Below are 16,254 nucleotides of genomic sequence, written 5' to 3' on the forward strand. Positions count from 1 at the left end.
TCGACGCTAGAACGGACTTTCGGTCTCCGTCCTGCCGTCCTCGAGCCACTCAAGTGCCTCCTCAACATCGTGCGTCGGCGGCGAACACGTCCGATCACGACAGACGTACAGCGTCGGCTTGCCGTCACGTGCTTCTCGGCCGGCCCAGATCGCCGGCGCGTCCATCAACTCGAGTTCGTCGAGCCACGCCGCGAGTTCGTCGTCCGTCGCCGGCCGCCGCGCGAACAGGCGGTCGGGAAGATAGCGCGAGGCGAACGGCTCGACGAACTCCTCGGGGAGGTCGTCCGCGGCGATCGTCACCTCGAGTGCGCCCGATTCGAGCCGATCGGCGGCGAGACAGAGCGTCGCGTGTTCGAGCGAGTTCGTCTCCAGGCGGTTCGCGTGCGTTTCGAGCACCGTCGTGGCTATCCGTTCGAACTCGTCCGTCTCACCGGCGAAGCCGTCGAGTTCGAGTAGTGTTTCGACGGCGACGCCCGCGGCAGAGGGCGTCGACTGGTCGCCCAATTCCTGCGGGCGGGTGACGAGGGATTCGCCGCTTTCGGGCGTGAAGTACAGCGTCCCCTGCGCTTCGTCCCAGAACTCGGCTTCGATGACGCGCGCGAGTTCGAGTGCGAACGCGAGGTGGTCGACCTCGCCGGTCGCCTCGTAGCAGCCGAGTGCGCCCCGGGCGAGGAAGGCGTAGTCCTCGAGGTAGCCGTCGATGGCGACGTCGTCGTCCTTGTACCGCCGGGAGAGGCGCTTCTCGTCGGCGTCCCAGAGTCGATCGCGGACGAACGCGAGTGCGTCGGTGGCCATCTCAGCGTAGTCGTCCTTGCCCAGCACGAGCGCGGCTTCGGCGCAGGTCGCGATCATCAGGCCGTTCCAGCCCGCGAGCACCTTCTCGTCGCGGTTCGGTCGTGGACGCTGTTCGCGCGCCTGGAACGCCGTCTCGCGTGCCGAATCGAGCCGCTCTTCGACCTCGTCCGTCGGCAGGTCGAACCGGTCCGCCAGCTCGTCGATCGAGGCGACGCGGTTCGGTTGGTTCGTCCCCTCGAAATTGCCCGACTCGGTGATGTCGTATCGGGAGCAGAACAGTTCGGCGTCGGTCTCGTCCGCAAGGACATCGCGAACGTCGTCCGGCGTCCAGACGTAGAACGCCCCCTCCTCACGCTCGCCGGTTTCGGGAGCTTCGCTCTGGGCGTCGAGCGTGCTGAAGAAGCCTCCTGCCTCGTGCATCAGTTCGCGCTCGACGAAGTCCAGGGTCTCCGCGACCACCTCGGCGTAGCGCTCGTCGCCGGTCTGCTGGTAGCCGAGCAGGAACGCCCGCGGAATCTCGGCGTTATCGTACAGCATCTTCTCGAAGTGAGGGACCGTCCAGTCCCGGTCGACGCAGTAGCGGTGGAATCCGCCGCCGACGTGATCGTAGAGCCCGCCCGCCGCCATCGCGTCGAGCGTCTCGACGAGGACATCGCTGAACTCGTCGCGCCCCGTTCGGTCCGCGGCGCGGGCGAGGACGCGGAGTCGCGAGGGCTGGGGGAACTTCGGCCCGTCGGAACCGAAGCCGCCGAACTCGCGGTCCGCGCTCCGAAGAGAGGCGTTTGCGGCCGCTTCGAGCACGTCGCTCGACGGCGGCTGCGACGCACCGACGGCATCCGGCGTCTCCTCGAGTCGGTCCGTGGCGGCTGCGGTCCACTGGTCGGCACGGGTCTCGATTTCCTCGCGGTCGTTCTCCCACGAGTTCGTCACGTTTTCGAGGATCTCGAGAAAACCGGGCTGCCCTCGCTTTGCCTCCCTCGGGAAGTAGGTGCCGACGTAGAAGGGCTTGCCCTCGGGGGTGAGCCACGCCGAGAGGGGCCAGCCGCCGCGACCGGTGACGAGCTGGCAGACGGTCATGTAGATGCTGTCGATATCGGGGCGCTCCTCGCGGTCGACCTTGATCGGAACGAAGTGCTCGTTGAGTTGCGCTGCGACGGCCTCGTCGGCGAAGCTCTCGTCCGCCATGACGTGACACCAGTGACACGCCGAGTAGCCGATCGAGAGGAAGATCGGCACGTCGTGCTCGCGAGCTGTCTCGAGGGCCCGTTCGTCCCAGGGTTGCCAGTTGACGGGGTTGTCCGCGTGCTGGCGCAGATAGGGACTCTCCTCGTCCGCAAGCCGGTTTCGCTGCGTCGGGTGAGCCATAGATTCGCCTACGGCTGGCAGTCCTAAAAGCCCGCCGTACCGCGGGTATGCGGGTTCTAGATCGTTACGGTCGGGTCCGCGATAGCCACTGGAAAAAACAGAGTCGGATATGTGGTGTTGGCGTTAGTTGCCGCCGCCACCGCCGCCATCGCCGCCGTTGCCGCCGTCGCCACCGGCTCCGCCGCCGTCACCGGTTTCGTTACCGTTACCGGCCCCGCCGTTACCGGCTCCGCCGTTTCCGTCGTCGCCGGCTCCGGGATCGTCGCCGCCGTTTCCATCGTCGCCACCGTTTCCATCGTCTCCACCGTTTCCATCGTCTCCGCCGTTTCCATCGTCTCCGCCGTTTCCGTCGTCGCCGCCGTTGCCGCCGTCGCCGGACGCGCCGAGGTTCGCCTCGACCAGGTTCAACTCACCGCTACGGAACGAGCCGTCCTCGCCCATCGTCTCGCTGTCGCCGGCGCTGAGGTCGGCATCCTCAGTCAGGAGGTAGCCAAGCGACGGGGCAGAACCGCCCATGTCGGTGTTGATGAGATAGAGGTCCCAATCGTCCGGCGTGTCGAACTCGTCGTTCAGTCCGGCGGTTTCGAACACGTCGTCTTTCGTCCCCTGGTCCAGTTGCGAGGCGACTTCGAACTCAACACCAGGGTAGTAATCTTCACCGAACACGACGACCATGCCTCCGTCTCCGCCATCGTCCTGTGCCGCAGCAGTTCCCGTCGCACCTGCACCGAGGGCAACTGCAGTCGTCGCGAGCGCGCCCTTTTTCATGAACGATCGTCTCGAATCGTCGAATAGTCCGTTATCATCGTCTGTCATATCTCTCACCTGAATCCCCGTGTCTGGGGCAAACGGTTCTTGAACCAATTTTCGCATAAGTGAACGACATTGTTTCACCGTCTAAGATAGACTGTATTTGGGAAACAGACGGAAACAGACGGTTTGATGCCCCATATGTCCGTATTTCCACGGGCCTCGGAAACCGAAGGGAGAGCTATCAACAATGATTTTTTATCGATCCACCGGGGTGCTCGGCCGGCCGAGTTTGGATCCGTTAAAACGTATCAGATACCGATAAGGCGTTCAATCGAACCTGCCCTCGGAGATCGTCCACCCCGACGCTCGAGTTCGGTGCTGTAGCCAGTTCACCCGGTTCCCAACGGAAATACGGATAGGACGGCGGGTTCATTATACAGTAAAACAAACGATTTCCCGAGGCTGTGCCGTCGAAAAGCGATACGAGAAACCGGATCCATCTCGTGACTGTCCACACAAGCAAGGTCTCAGTCGTCGACCACCGCGACGGCGACCGACGAGTCGAGTTCCGACCGGACGCGAGCGACACAGCGCTCGTAGCGCTAGTCGGCCGTGACGCCCCCCGTCGCCGCGCCCCTAATTTCTACGACCACCGTTCCAAAACGGCGTATTGTGTCGGCGAAAGCGAGGCGTGAAACGGGATGCAACTGACGGCGCGAGCGCCTGCGCCGCCGCGTTTTCGCCGGTCGCGTTTTCACCGGCAACCTCTCACTCCCGACGAACGTATTCAACGAAGGTGAACTCGTCGTGTTCGTCGCGGCTCACCGTCTGAAATGACTCGTGGTTCCAGTCCGGGAGACGCGCGTCGCCGTCCGGTTCGGCGTGGACCTCCGTGACGATCAGCCGATCGAGTGCAGGCAGGAACTGTTCGTACACCGTCGCCCCACCGGCGACGAACAGGCGGTCGGTGCCTCCGTGGCGCTCGTCTGCAGCGGTTTCGGCCGCCGCGATCGCCTCCTCGATCCCGTGTGCAACGACGGCGTTCGCGGGCGTTTCGAGGTCGCGACTCGTCAGGACGATCGTCGTCCGCCCGGGCAGCGGTCCGCCGAGTGTGTCGACGATGCCCTCATACGTTACCCGCCCCATGATGACAGGATGGTCCATCGTGACCGTCTTGAAGTGCTGCAGGTCTTCGGGAATGTGCCAGGGCATGTCGCCGTCTGTCCCGATAACGCCGTTGTCGGCGACGGCGACGATGCCGACGAGTTCGCGATCGGTTTCGAGCGCGGGGTCGGCGGTCATTCGGCGACTGCGAACTCGAGTCCGTCGTGGGACTCGTAGTCTCGAAGGGTGATGTTGTCGGCGGACAGGTCGTCGATCGACGCGGCGTCGAGTTCGAGCGTCGACCGGCCGAGCGGCTCGCGCGAGAGCTGTTCGAGCAGTCCCGGGACGTGGTCCAACCGCTCGTCGCCCTCGTCCTCGGCGGGGGCTTCGGACGCGAGCCACTCGCGGATCCCACGGTAGTCCGCGCGCTCTTCGGCGTCGGCGAGTCGGGACTGGAGGGCGCCGAGATTGTCGGCGTACCACTCGCCGCGCGCGCCGCGGCCGCAGTAGACGTGGGCGTCGACGACGGTGTGGGCGAAGGTGCCGGGTTCGAAGCCGGTCTGCTGGGCGACGACTTTCGTCAGGAGCGCGTAGGCCGCGATGTTGAACGGAATCCCGAGCGCGATGTCGCCCGAGCGCTGGGTGAGGTGGCAGTTCAGCCGGTCGCCCTGGACGTTGAAGACGAACGAGTAGTGACACGGCGGCAGCGTCGAGACGGCCGCGTTCGCGGGATGCCAGGCGTTGACCACGAGCCGGCGCGAGTTCGGCGAGTCAGAAAGCGTGTCGATGACGTACTGCAGTTGATCGAAGGTTCGGCGACCGTCGTCCTCCTCGGTGACCCAGCGGTGGCTCTCGTCGGGCCAGGACTCGCCGGGGAGCCGTGCGGGTTCGTCCGGGACCGGGTAGCGACGCCAGAAGCGACCGTAGGCGGTGTCGAGTTTGCCCTCGTCGTCGGCCCACGCGTCCCAGATTTTGGTCTCCTCGCGGAGGTTCTCGACGTGCTCCTCGCCGGAGAGATACCAGCAGACCTCGTGGAGCATCGAGTTCCAGCGGTAGCCGTCCATCTGCTTGGTCGTCAGGAGGGGATAGCCCTCCCGAAGGTCGACCTCGTAGTGCTCGCTGAACGAGGAAATCGTGTCGACGCCGGTGCGATTGGGTTTGTACGCCCCCTCGCTGAGTGCCGCGTCGACGAGGTCCAGGTACTGTTGCATTGTCGCGGTATTCGCAGCGGTGACGTAAAATGGGTTCGCGTTTCCGGCGGGCGGTCCACTTTCACCCCGGTGTCAAAACCGTCTTTATCCCCGCGCGCCTGCCACCGACTACGACTATGGCAGGTCGCACCGGCGCTCGAGTTCTCGCACTCCCGCCCGAAACGGTACTCGAACGGCCGGTCGCGACCCTCCACGATATCGGCGCGACGCTTGAGCCAGACGCGGTCTGGGTTCTCGGCCGTTCCCGCGAGCCGACAGCCGCCGCCCGCGCTCGCCACGCGATCGACGCGCCCGTGATCCATCCGCCGCTCGAAACGGGCGGTGATGCGCTTTCGAGACGGCCGATCGGCGACGACGGGCTCGCGTTCGCGGTCGCCCGGAGTGCGAGCGCACTCCGCGCTGGCGACGGGATTCGCAGCGCTTCAGACCAGAACGAAGACGAGCGCGAGGTCGACGCCCTCATCTGCGACGACATCGCGACGACGACCCGCCCCACCGCACTCGAGACGACTCTCGATCACGCGGCCGAACTCGCGGCGGCACTGCCCACTGGACGGACGACGACCGTACTGACCGGCGGGCTACCGGCCGGCTACGACGAACGCTGGCACGTCGCCGCCGAAACGGGCACGGTTCGAACCGTCGAGCACGACCCGCTGCGTTCGTCCGACTCAGTGGCCGACGACTGCGTCGCCGTTCGCGTCCGGGGTGCCGGTCCCGTCGACGGCTACGGCGGCCCGAACGCAGTCGTTGAACTCGAGTTCACGGCCGACGGTCTCGTATCGAGCACCGCGCACGCGGCGAGCGACTTCGGACTGGAAGCCATCAGCGGAATCGGCCCGAAAACGGCCGGCCGGCTCGCGGAGTGCGGCGTGACGACCCGATCGGAGTTGCTCGAAACGCCGGTCGCCGCGCTCGCGGACATCGAGGGCATCGGACCCAAGAGCGCGCGCAGGATGCACCAGCACGCGACGGTACTCGAAACGGGCGAGCCGCGGCGAGTCGGCAATGCGTCACTGCCCGGCGAGAACTGGTCGACGCCGCCGCTTTGTATCGACATCGAAACCGACGGCCTCTCGCCGACGATCATCTGGCAGATCGGGGTCTACGACCCGTCCACGGATACCTACCGAGCGTTCGTCGAACGCGACGATCCGGCCGACCGGGCGTCGGTTCTCCAGGCGTTCTGCGACTGGCTGCTGGGCGTTCACCCGAACAGGGCGCTGCTCACCTGGAACGGCTGGGGGTTCGACTACCGCCACCTCGGGGCGTTCGTCGCCCGCCACTGCCCCGCCTACGCCGCGGAATGGGAGTCGATTCCCAAGTTCGACCTCTATCTCTGGGCCGACGGCGACGACAACGCGCTCCTCCCCGGCCGGACGAACGAACTCGACGTCGTCGCCGCCGAACTCGGCTACGACGGTGCGGCGACGGGGCTCGACGGCGCGCGGACTGCAGCAGCATATCAGCGGTTTATGCGAACGGGCGACGGATCTGAACTCGAGTGGGACCGCCACGAAGCCTACTGCGAGGACGATTGCCGGGCGCTGTGGCACGTCTACGAACGGCTTCGGGACGCGCCGCAGGTCTCGGCAGGGTCGTCCGCGAGCGGGGCCGCCTCGAGTTCATCGACCGCGGAGCAGGCGAGCGGCGAGCAGACCGGATTGGGTGACTTCTGAGAATGGGGAGTGATACTGACACCGATACAGATGGAGACGGAGACAGAGGCAGAGATGGAGACCCGGACACGGACACCGACACCGACACCAATATCGACGGCGACCGGAATGCCGACCGAACCGACGACCGGACGGCCGTTCCGATCACCGGCGACGAACTGCTCGAGACGTTCCCCCGCGCTCGCGGATCGGGCGACATCTCCGTCCTCGAACTCCCGGGCCGCGACGCATCGACGGTTTCTAACGCCGAGGTGCTCCGCCCCGAACTCTCCGGCCCGCTCGATAACGACCTCTACGCCCACCAGGCCGCGGCGCTTTCCGCGCTCTCTCGCGACGAGAACGTCTGCATCGCGACGAGCACCGCCTCCGGAAAGACGCGGATCTATGCGCTTCAGATTGCGCGCCACTATCTGGATGCATGCGCCCGCAGCGGCGACGCGGATGCGACCGCCTACGTCTGCTACCCGACGAAAGCGCTCTCGCGCGACCAGGAACGCGAACTGAACGACTTCTACGACACCCTCGGGCTCGACATCTCTGTGCGCGTCTACGACGGCGACACCGAACGCGGCGATACCCGCCGCCAGATCCGCGAGACAGCCGACGTGATCATCACCAATTTCGCCGGCGTGAACACCTACCTGCACGACCACGACCGCTGGGCCCGCTTTCTCTCCGCGTGTGACCTCGTCGTGATCGACGAGTCCCACACCTACACCGGCGTCCACGGCATGCACGTCGCCTGGATCGTCCGCCGGTTGAAGCGCGTCCTCGAGTACTACGACGCCGACCCGCAGTTCGTCCTCACGAGCGCGACGATCGGCAATCCCGGCGCGCACTCGAGTTCGCTCGTCGGCGAGCCGGTGACCGTGGTGGACGAGGACGGCTCGCCGACGGGGCCGCGGGAGCTGGTGCTCTGGAATCCGCCGCCGCAGGCGCGCGAGGACGGTGATGATGAGCGCGCCAGCGGCAGTTCGGGTGACGAGACCCCTGACGATGGCGGCGAGGACGCCATCACCGACCGCGTTCCCGCAACCGTCGAGGCCCCGAAACTCCTCTCGCATCTGACCTACCACGACGCCCAGACGCTCCTGTTTACCCCGTCGCGAAAGCTCGCCGAACTCTCGGTCAAGCGCGCGTCGAAACACCGCCGCGACCGGAGCCGGTACTACACGAATCCCGACCGCGGAAGCGCCATCGAACCCTACCACGCCGGTCACTCGCGGCGAAACCGCCACGGAACCGAACACCGGCTCAAGACCGGCCTGCTCGACGGCGTTGCCTCAACGAACGCGCTCGAACTGGGGATCAACGTCGGCGAGATGGATGCAACCGTCCAGCTGGGCTATCCCGGCCAGCGCCAGTCGTTCTGGCAACAGCTCGGCCGCGCCGGCCGCGGAACGAAACGCGCCCTCTCCGTGCTCGTCGCCGGCCACCGGACGTTAGACCAGTACGTCGTCTCGAATCCCGACTACCTGCTCGAAACCGACGTGGAGGACGCCGTCGTCGACACCCGGAACGATGCCGTCTTCGCTCGGCACCTTCTGTGTGCGGCGGACGAACTCGCGCTCGACGAGTCGGACGGCGGTGCCGCGGGGTTCGCCGAGCGCGACCGACTCGAGCGCGCCGTCGAGATGTGGCGACGCGCGGGCCGACTCGCCGGCCACCTCGAAACCGGCGTCTCGTACACCGGCCCACCCAGGCCGCAGGGGTCTGTCTCGCTGTACGCCACGACCGGCGAGGAGTACGCCGTCGAACTCGCCGAAGATGCCGACGAGCGTCACGATCCCCAAATGGAACCGCTCGCCAAGGAGCGCGTCCTGCGGGACTTCCACGAGGGCGCGGTCAGACTGCACGAAGGCAGGCAGTACGAGATCTGTGCGGTCGACCACGCGACGCCGCGACCCTCGGTGACGCTCCGACCGATCGACGCGGACTACTACACGCGGACGCGCACGGACGTGACGGTCCTCGACGCCGTCTCCGAGGAGTCCCGCGAAATCGGCCCGTTCACCCTGCACTTCGGCCGCGGTCGGGTGCTGGTCTACCACGGCACCTACGACAAGGTTGCCATCCACGGCGGGCAGAAAAAAGAACGGATGATTCCAACCGAGAGCCCGCCGCTCTCGATGGAGACGCAACTCTGCTGGCTCGAGGTCCCCGACCGCGTCGAAACGGCGCTGATCGAGAAGTACTGCGAGTTCTCGGTTCCGGAAATGGACGGCGACCTTGCGGAAACCGCCCACCTCGGCTACGCCGGCGGCCTCCACGCCGCCGAGCACGCCACGATCGGCGTCGCGCCGCTCGAACTGATGGTCGACAAGCGCGACCTCGGGGGACTCGCGACGCTCTCGATCGACTCGCATCTCGCTACCGCTACAGAGAGCGGCGACGCCGCTCAAGAGAGTGCCACCCCGCAGAACATCGCCGCCGCCGAAGCGACCGTGAGGGAGATCGCAAGTGAACTCGAGCACGAACCCGCGAGCGGGTGGTTCATCTACGACGGGATCGACGGCGGCCTCGGCTTCTCGCGGGCGATCTACGACAACTTCGAGGCCGTCGCAGCGCGGGCGCGCGACCTCATCGCCGACTGCGACTGCGGCCGCGTCGACGGCTGCCCCGCCTGCGTGATGGACGACCAATGCGGCAATAACAATCGACCGCTGCACCGCGACGCGGCCGTCGACGTGCTGGACCAGGTACTCGGGAACGCCGGTGAGGAAGCGCTCGAGGCGCACCTGCCCGACGACGAGTTCGGCGGCGACAGGCGGCCGCCGCTGTTCTACGCCTGACGGGTTCGGTCGGCCGCGTTACGACGAGGACGCGGACTCGTCCCGCAGTTTCCACACCTCGAACAGTCCGCGAGCGCACAGGCCGAGAAATCCGACCAGCAGCACCGCCGCGAGACTCGCACCGAGGAAACGGGGGACCGCAACGAGCGTTCCCTCACGAAGTCCGGTCACCAGTCGAAGCCCCGCCCAACAGCAAAACGCCGGGACGAAGTATCGGCGGCTTCGGTTGGTCTCTGCGATCTTCGGGAGGGTCACGAGCGCGAGCAGGCCGAACAGCGGGATGGCGAGATTGAAAACGTTCGCCGTCCCGCCGAACCACTCGAGCATCGCCCAAAATGGTTGCGGAAGTGTCATAACTGTTCCGTACTCTCGAGGGTCACCGCTCCGAATCGCTCTCGGCGGGGCGGACCCGGTCGGCGATCGAGAGGTCGCCGTAGGTCGCGTACACCCAGAGGCAGAGCAGCGCGACGCCGAGGAGTAGTCTGACGATCCAGAACTCGACGCCAACAAGGAGCGACGGGTCGCCGGTCTGCTCGGCGACGACCAGCGACGGCAGCGTCAGTTCGGGATCGGTCGAGACGGGTTGCTGGTGAACGCTGAGGATGGCGACGCCGCCGAAGTGGACGCCGATCGGCAGCGCCAACTGGCCCGTGAGGACGTAGGCCGCCGCGAACAGAACGCCACCGATGGCGCTCGTGACGATGGCCGCGAGGCCGCCGCTAAGCAGATGAAGCGCGCCGAATACGGGGAGACTGACGGCGATTGCACCGACGACGGCCGCCGTCGGACCCACCGATCTGGATCGGAACCCTTCGGCGGCGGTCCCGATCAGAACGGCGCGGAACACGATTTCCTCGAATGTATTGTTTGCGAGGAGGAAGACCACTAGCACCAGGAGGATGATTCCGCCCAGCAGCGGGGAGTCGACGCCGACGCCGGTCACCGCCGTATCGAGCGTGGCGTACCCCCGAGCAGCCTGATAGGCGACCGCTCCCGCACTGGCGACGACGCCGACGAGGACGCCCGCGGTGAAGTCCGCGACCCACCGGCGGGACGCGTCGAACCCGTAGCTCGAGAGGGGCCGTCGATCGAGCCGCGACGCGACGAGCAGTCCGGCGACGCCCGCGAGAGCGACCGCTGCCGCCAGCGCGAGGAGCAACGCTGCGGTCGCGATCATCCGCGAGGTTTCGTCCGCGAGCGGCTCGAGAACCGCGGCTGCGTAGCGGGTGACCAACTGCTGACCGACGGCGTAGATCGCGACGGCGACGGCGAGCGGGACGAGCACCCGCCAAGTTGCGCGCAGCCGGTTTCGACTCGAGTCGTACAGGAGCCGCTCTCTGGCGGATCGGTTCGGCGTTCCGTCGACCGCTGATTCGGTCATGGATCCGATTACCGGATCGGGTTCCAAATACCGTCCATCGCGGCTTCAGAAGCAGAACCCGCGCTCGCCGAGAGCGTCCGACGCCGTGCGCGTGAGATCAGTTCGACGATTGACCGCGTCGGTCAGTAGTCGCGATGGCCGCGACCGTCGTCGGCCCGCGAGCGATCGGGATCCATCGTGATCGCGCGGAGGATACAGAGGAACGCGAAGACGTTCGTCACCTGGTAGACGGTCACCGTCTCGAACTGCGAAATCGCGACGAACCGCGTGACGACCGCCATCGCCATCTCGGGGACGATGATCGCGGCGAAGCCGACCGCGAGGAACAGCATGGGACGGCTCCGGTTCCGTTGGTATCCCTGAAACGCGAAGTAGACGATCGCGAGACCGAGGACACTTAGGACGAGAAACAGGCTTCCCTGAACGATCGCTTCCATCGGCAGGTCGGTGGTCGGAATCATGATCACATTTCCTCGATTAGTCGGGTGAATCGGTCGGCGGGCGTGTCCGCGCGTTCGATATCTAGCTCGAACCCCTCTTCAGTGAGCTCGACCGTCAGGCGACGGACGTTCGTCCGGTACACCTTGTAATGGTTCCCGTCGCTTTCGGGGACCGTCGACGCTGCGACGAGGTCGTGCTCGCGAAGCGTCTCGAGGCGCCGATAGATCGTCACCGTCGAGACATCGCACCGCTCGGCGAGCGTGCTCGCCGACAGCGCTTCCGTGCGGGCGTGAACGAGGATGAACCGGGCGACGTCGTCCTCCAGAACGCCCCCTATCGTTTCGACGTCGCAGTCCTCGTCCATGCGTGGCACTCCGTTTCGGATGCCGTAATGTAACCCCCGCAACTTCAGGATCTGAAGCCGTGAACGCGTCGGCTCGGGCACCGGACCCGCGTCGGACGAAACGCGCCGAGTCCGAAAGAGTCACTCCGCTCACCTGTGACGCTGGCGTATGACCGATTCGACCGAGTCCGAACTGTTCGGGGCCATCGCGGACCGCATGACCGACAAACTGGCGCTCGACGCCAGCGGCCACGACGTCCACCACGCCTGGCGCGTCTTCTCGATCGGTCGGCGGATCGCGGAGCGGGAGGGAGCCGACGGCCTCGTCGTCGGCGCGGCGGCGCTCACCCACGACCTCCACCGCGTCGTCGAGAGCGAGGGATTCGTTCATCCGAACGAAACGCTGCCGACTGTCCGCGAGATCCTCGAGCGCGTCGACTTCCCGTCCGAGAAGATCGAGCCGGTCTGTCACTGCGTCGCCGTCCACGAGGAGTACGACTTCGACTACGGTCACGGCGACGAACCTGGCGCCGAGACGCTCGAGGCCGCCGTCGTGCAGGACGCGGACAATCTCGACGCCACCGGTGCCGTGGGGATCGCTCGCGCGTTCGCGTACGGCGGCGCGCGCGGCAACCCGCTGTGGACCGCCGATCCTGCGCCCGAGTGGGTCGCGTGGTCGGCCGATGAGTCGGGTGGCTCGACGCTCGAGCACTTCGAGGAGAAACTGATCCACCTACGCGAGAACATGAACACTGAGACCGGTCGTCGACTCGCCGAGGAACGGCACGCGTTCCTGCTCGAGTTCCACGAACGGTTCGAGCGGGAGTGGTTCGGAGCAGCGTGACGCGTACCGACGGCTCACCCGTATTCGAACGGCCGGAAGGCGTGTCGCGCTCCTACTCGCTCTCGAGCGCTGCCCGACCCGGCACCGTTCGTTCGATCTCGTCCTCGAGTTCGTAGCCTCGGCCGGGGAGCCGTTCGGAGAACGAAATTTCCGCGACCCGGTCGCCGCCGGCGTAATAATCGTGGATCGTCATTCCGTCTCGTTCGTCGACCTCCGGATCACCGACCGACCGGTTCGTCGCGGCAGAACAGCCCGAAATAGCCACTGCGGCCCCCGCTCCAAGACTGGCTATCGCGGCTCGCCTAGAGAGCGCGGCGGAGGGACGGGAGTCAAGATCGCGTTGTGGGACCATGAGGCGACGTTCCGCCGATCACGTAATAACATTCTCGGTTGACTATAAGTCACGCCTCGCCGCTCGTAGTGACCACAATTGTGCATACTTTCGTTCGCGGAAAAAGCAACGCTTACAGGTTCGTGCGTTCCGATACCGACCATGACAGAGACCGTGCTCCTGATCGGCGGCGGCGGTCGCGAACACGCCATCGCCCGCGCGCTCGCGGACAGTGAGGTTGACCTCTACGCTTGCGCCGGCAACCGCAACCCCGGTATCGCCGACATCGCAACCGAGTCCAAGACGCTCGAGACGACGAACCCCAAAGCCGTCGTCGAGTTCGCCGAGTCGGTCGACGCGACGCTCGCCGTCATCGGCCCCGAAGCACCGCTGCAGGCCGGCGTCGCGGACGAACTCGAGGCCGCCGGTATCTACGCGTTCGGCCCGAAGGAGGACGAGGCGCGAATCGAGACGGACAAGGCCTTCCAGCGGCGGTTCATGGCCGAGAACGACATCCCTGGCTGTCCGGACTTCGAGACGTTCGACGACATGGAGGCCGCATGTGACTTCATCAACGAGTACGACGGCGACCTGGCGATCAAGCCCGCAGGTCTCACGGGCGGCAAGGGCGTGAAGGTCATCGGCGATCAGGTAACGGCGGAAGAAGGCAAGGAGTACATCCGCGAGTCGGACTACGACCGAATCGTCTTGGAGGAGCGCCTGATCGGCGAAGAGTTCACGATTCAGGCGTTCGTCGCCAACGGCGACGTGCGAACGGCACCCGCCGTACAGGACCACAAGCGCGCCTACGAGGGCGACGAGGGGCCGAACACGGGCGGCATGGGAAGCTACTCCGACGCGACGGCCGCGCTGCCCTTTATGACCGAGGGGGACTACGACGCGGCCGTTTCGATCATCGAGGCGACCGTCGACGCGCTCGAAGACTACCGCGGAATCCTCTACGGGCAGTTCATGCTGACTTCGGAGGGCCCGAAAGTCATCGAGTTCAACGCGCGCTTTGGCGACCCCGAGGCGATGAACACGCTACCGGTGCTCGAGACGGACTTCCTCGACGTGCTGACGGCTGCGCGAGACGGGGAGTCGCTCCCCGAACTCGAGTTCGCCGAGCGGGCGACGGTCTGCAAGTACGCCGTTCCCGCGGGGTATCCGACGGACCCTGAGGCGGGGGCGAAGGTGCAAATCGATGCGGAGAGCGCCGACAATGCGCTGCTCTACTACGCCAGCGTGGACGAACGCAACGACGGCATCTACACGACCACCTCGCGCTCGTTCGCGCTCGTGGGCGTCGCCGACTCGATCTCGGCCGCCGAAGAACTCGCGGAAGACGCCCTCGCCGTCGCCGGCGAGGAGGGACTACACATCCGTCACGACATCGGCACCGCCGAACTCGTCCAGCAGCGGATCGATCACGTCGACGAACTCCGCGGCGAGTAAGCGTCACAACCGATTACTGATCGGCTGACTCTTCGTCGTCGCTGAACTCGATCGGCTGGGAGTCGCCGTCGTCCCCTGCAAACGCCTCGTTGATGCCCTCCGGGTTGATCGCGTCGCCGAGCGTCGTCGGATCGGCGACCGCGCTGACGCCCTCGTTCTCGACCGCGGTCTGGATGGTCTCGACATCGACGGCGTTTGGCACGCGCTCCGAATCGACGGCCCGATCGAGTGCGCGGCGCAGGAGGACGTAGCCGACGAGTGTGAGCGCGCCGAGTGCGAGCGCTCCCGGGACGCCGTAGCGCCGGTAGCCGATCGTCATCGCTTTCTTCCCGACGGTGAGTAGCCCGATTATAGCCATGTACCTGTTGTAGCCGCGGCAGGTGGATGAACCTGCGCCCTTCGTGTGGAGGCCGAGCGGCGCAGAACGAACGCGGATCCGACCACCGATCAGAGGACGACGACGGCCGTCGCCGCCGCCCCACCGACCAGCAGCAACCCGCTGTACAGGGCGACCTGATTGCGAAAGTTCGTATTCGGCGAGGTGGCTGCGAGCATCGCCTTGACGACGATACTCGACACCGTCGCGAGCAGGATGGCGATCGTCGCCTCCGACGGACCGAGTTGGCCGCCGCGATAGAGGACGACCGCGGACGTGGTCGCACCGGCGCTCGACACAAACCCGCTCGCGACGGCCGTCGCGTAGAACCCGAGCGTTCCGAACCAGGTCTCCGCGAGCGATCCGAACACGAGCACGACGAGGAAGACAGCCCCGAACGCGAGCGCGTTCTTCAGCGAGAACGGGCTTTCGAGATCCATCGCACTCGACTCGCGCCAGTCTGCGGTGAGCGCAGCGATGACGAACGCGACGAGAATAACGGCCCCGAGCGGTACGATTGCTTCGACGAGCACGTCCGTCTCCGTTCCCATCGTAAAGCCGACTGCAATCGCCAGGTTTCGGGTCGCCATCGCGGCGTTTGCGAGCAAGATCGCGGCGACGGCATACGACGCCGCATCGGGACGCTGCCTGACGTGATCGAGCATCGTCCCGACAACCGCCGTCGAGGACGCGAGCCCCCCGAAGAAGCCGGTCACGGCGATGCCGCGCCCACCATAGGTCGAGACGATCGCGTAGTTGACGATCCCGATTCCGGCGACGGCCACGACCATGAGCCAGATGACCTGCGGTTCGAGCGGAATCGTCAACCCGCCGAGTTCGAGTTCCGTTTCCGCCGGCAAGAGCGGGTAGATGACGAACGCCAGGATCGCAAACTCCGTCGTCGAACGCATCTCCTCTCTGGTGAGCCCCCAGGCGAACTCGTGGAGTTCGCGCTTTAAGACGAGCAACAGCGACGAGAGGACGGCCACGGTGACGCCCTCGATGATGAACCCCGCGGCGACGAGCGAGCCAACGCCGTAGGCGACGAGCATCGAGACGGAGGTCGTCAGCGAAAGGCCGGCATCCTCCTCGCCGAGCAGTCCCTGAACCGCGAGTAACACGCCCTGGACGATCACGAGCAGGCCGCCGAGGAACAACAGACTCTCGCCGATGCTCGTTTCGAGCACGAGGATCGTAAAGACGGAGGCAAGCAGACTAACGAGGGAGAACGTGCGAATCCCAGCCGACTTCTGTGACCACTCCCGTTCGAGTCCGAGAAACATTCCGAGCGCACCCGCGAGCGCGATGCGAATGACTGTCTCGTCGAGTGGCGCATCGGCAAGTTGCAACACGACCTCGTTCACTTCCTGCTGTTCTTCGCGGT

15 protein-coding genes are annotated in these 16,254 nt (G+C 65.9%); 4 read left to right on the forward strand and 11 right to left on the reverse strand.

What is annotated here, in order from left to right:
• Positions 1-6 precede the first annotated feature (6 nt).
• The 4 genes from C484_RS21420 to thyA form a co-directional block, all read right to left on the reverse strand.
• Positions 7-2,160: a thioredoxin domain-containing protein gene (locus tag C484_RS21420; protein ID WP_006827955.1), complete on the reverse strand. Its 2,154-nt coding sequence runs from the start codon at positions 2,158-2,160 to the stop codon at positions 7-9.
• Between the two features lie 123 nt (positions 2,161-2,283).
• Positions 2,284-2,976, reverse strand: a complete 693-nt coding sequence (locus C484_RS21425; RefSeq protein WP_006827956.1) for a hypothetical protein — start codon at positions 2,974-2,976, stop codon at positions 2,284-2,286.
• Between the two features lie 705 nt (positions 2,977-3,681).
• A complete protein-coding gene (locus tag C484_RS21435; protein WP_006827958.1) occupies positions 3,682-4,215 on the reverse strand; it encodes a dihydrofolate reductase in 534 nt (177 codons plus the stop codon).
• Positions 4,212-5,228 (reverse strand): thymidylate synthase, encoded by a 1,017-nt coding sequence (gene thyA / locus C484_RS21440; RefSeq protein ID WP_006827959.1) that lies wholly within the window; start codon positions 5,226-5,228, stop codon positions 4,212-4,214. The genes C484_RS21435 and thyA overlap by 4 nt, the downstream gene beginning before the upstream one ends.
• Before the next feature lie 116 nt (positions 5,229-5,344).
• On the opposite strand from thyA, the gene C484_RS21445 reads away from it, so the two are divergent.
• Positions 5,345-6,907, forward strand: a complete 1,563-nt coding sequence (locus C484_RS21445; RefSeq protein ID WP_006827960.1) for a ribonuclease H-like domain-containing protein — start codon at positions 5,345-5,347, stop codon at positions 6,905-6,907.
• Between the two features lie 2 nt (positions 6,908-6,909).
• Entirely contained in the window at positions 6,910-9,699 is a 2,790-nt protein-coding gene (locus tag C484_RS21450) for a DEAD/DEAH box helicase (protein ID WP_006827961.1), read from the forward strand.
• 18 nt (positions 9,700-9,717) lie between these two features.
• Here C484_RS21450 and C484_RS21455 read toward each other — a convergent pair whose 3' ends face one another.
• The 4 genes from C484_RS21455 to C484_RS21470 all read right to left on the reverse strand — a co-directional run bounded on the left by C484_RS21455 (position 9,718) and on the right by C484_RS21470 (position 11,885).
• The gene (locus tag C484_RS21455) at positions 9,718-10,026 is read right to left on the reverse strand and encodes a hypothetical protein (protein ID WP_006827962.1); all 309 of its coding nucleotides are present in this window, start codon (positions 10,024-10,026) and stop codon (positions 9,718-9,720) included.
• A gap of 49 nt (positions 10,027-10,075) precedes the next feature.
• Positions 10,076-11,080, reverse strand: coding sequence for a CPBP family intramembrane glutamic endopeptidase (locus tag C484_RS21460; RefSeq protein WP_006827963.1), 1,005 nt, complete (start codon positions 11,078-11,080; stop codon positions 10,076-10,078).
• A gap of 122 nt (positions 11,081-11,202) precedes the next feature.
• A complete protein-coding gene (locus C484_RS21465) occupies positions 11,203-11,541 on the reverse strand; it encodes a DUF7521 family protein (protein ID WP_049915868.1) in 339 nt (112 codons plus the stop codon).
• A 2-nt stretch (positions 11,542-11,543) separates the two neighbouring features.
• Positions 11,544-11,885 carry a winged helix-turn-helix domain-containing protein gene (locus C484_RS21470; protein ID WP_006827965.1) on the reverse strand — a complete coding sequence of 114 codons (342 nt, stop codon included), beginning with the start codon at positions 11,883-11,885 and terminating at the stop codon, positions 11,544-11,546.
• A 148-nt stretch (positions 11,886-12,033) separates the two neighbouring features.
• Between C484_RS21470 and C484_RS21475 the strand changes: the two genes are divergently transcribed.
• Positions 12,034-12,708: an HD domain-containing protein gene (locus C484_RS21475; RefSeq protein WP_006827966.1), complete on the forward strand. Its 675-nt coding sequence runs from the start codon at positions 12,034-12,036 to the stop codon at positions 12,706-12,708.
• 52 nt (positions 12,709-12,760) lie between these two features.
• Here C484_RS21475 and C484_RS21480 read toward each other — a convergent pair whose 3' ends face one another.
• Positions 12,761-13,060: a hypothetical protein gene (locus tag C484_RS21480; RefSeq protein WP_152422770.1), complete on the reverse strand. Its 300-nt coding sequence runs from the start codon at positions 13,058-13,060 to the stop codon at positions 12,761-12,763.
• Positions 13,061-13,201: 141 nt separating this feature from the next.
• Between C484_RS21480 and purD the strand changes: the two genes are divergently transcribed.
• On the forward strand, positions 13,202-14,494 hold the full coding sequence (gene purD / locus C484_RS21485; protein WP_006827968.1) for a phosphoribosylamine--glycine ligase: 1,293 nt from the start codon (positions 13,202-13,204) through the stop codon (positions 14,492-14,494).
• A 13-nt stretch (positions 14,495-14,507) separates the two neighbouring features.
• Here the strand turns inward: purD and C484_RS21490 are convergent, their stop codons facing one another.
• Both C484_RS21490 and C484_RS21495 read right to left on the reverse strand, forming a co-directional pair.
• Positions 14,508-14,852 carry a hypothetical protein gene (locus C484_RS21490; protein ID WP_006827969.1) on the reverse strand — a complete coding sequence of 115 codons (345 nt, stop codon included), beginning with the start codon at positions 14,850-14,852 and terminating at the stop codon, positions 14,508-14,510.
• An 89-nt stretch (positions 14,853-14,941) separates the two neighbouring features.
• Entirely contained in the window at positions 14,942-16,234 is a 1,293-nt protein-coding gene (locus C484_RS21495; RefSeq protein WP_006827970.1) for an MgtC/SapB family protein, read from the reverse strand.
• Positions 16,235-16,254: the final 20 nt, after the last annotated feature.

The organism is Natrialba taiwanensis DSM 12281 (assembly GCF_000337595.1).
In the GTDB taxonomy this organism is placed as follows: domain Archaea; phylum Halobacteriota; class Halobacteria; order Halobacteriales; family Natrialbaceae; genus Natrialba; species Natrialba taiwanensis.

Bases quoted from the DNA above. Each gene is read 5' to 3' on its own strand.
- C484_RS21435 (WP_006827958.1), bottom strand. From the start codon at position 4,215: ATGACCGCCGACCCCGCGCTCGAAACCGATCGCGAACTCGTCGGCATC.
- C484_RS21425 (WP_006827956.1), bottom strand. From the start codon at position 2,976: ATGACAGACGATGATAACGGACTATTCGACGATTCGAGACGATCGTTC.
- C484_RS21455 (WP_006827962.1), bottom strand. From the start codon at position 10,026: ATGCTCGAGTGGTTCGGCGGGACGGCGAACGTTTTCAATCTCGCCATC.
- C484_RS21450 (WP_006827961.1), top strand. From the start codon at position 6,910: ATGGGGAGTGATACTGACACCGATACAGATGGAGACGGAGACAGAGGC.
- C484_RS21490 (WP_006827969.1), bottom strand. From the start codon at position 14,852: ATGGCTATAATCGGGCTACTCACCGTCGGGAAGAAAGCGATGACGATC.
- thyA (WP_006827959.1), bottom strand. From the start codon at position 5,228: ATGCAACAGTACCTGGACCTCGTCGACGCGGCACTCAGCGAGGGGGCG.
- C484_RS21480 (WP_152422770.1), bottom strand. From the start codon at position 13,060: ATGGTCCCACAACGCGATCTTGACTCCCGTCCCTCCGCCGCGCTCTCT.
- C484_RS21445 (WP_006827960.1), top strand. From the start codon at position 5,345: ATGGCAGGTCGCACCGGCGCTCGAGTTCTCGCACTCCCGCCCGAAACG.
- C484_RS21475 (WP_006827966.1), top strand. From the start codon at position 12,034: ATGACCGATTCGACCGAGTCCGAACTGTTCGGGGCCATCGCGGACCGC.
- C484_RS21460 (WP_006827963.1), bottom strand. From the start codon at position 11,080: ATGACCGAATCAGCGGTCGACGGAACGCCGAACCGATCCGCCAGAGAG.
- C484_RS21470 (WP_006827965.1), bottom strand. From the start codon at position 11,885: ATGGACGAGGACTGCGACGTCGAAACGATAGGGGGCGTTCTGGAGGAC.
- purD (WP_006827968.1), top strand. From the start codon at position 13,202: ATGACAGAGACCGTGCTCCTGATCGGCGGCGGCGGTCGCGAACACGCC.
- C484_RS21420 (WP_006827955.1), bottom strand. From the start codon at position 2,160: ATGGCTCACCCGACGCAGCGAAACCGGCTTGCGGACGAGGAGAGTCCC.
- C484_RS21465 (WP_049915868.1), bottom strand. From the start codon at position 11,541: ATGATTCCGACCACCGACCTGCCGATGGAAGCGATCGTTCAGGGAAGC.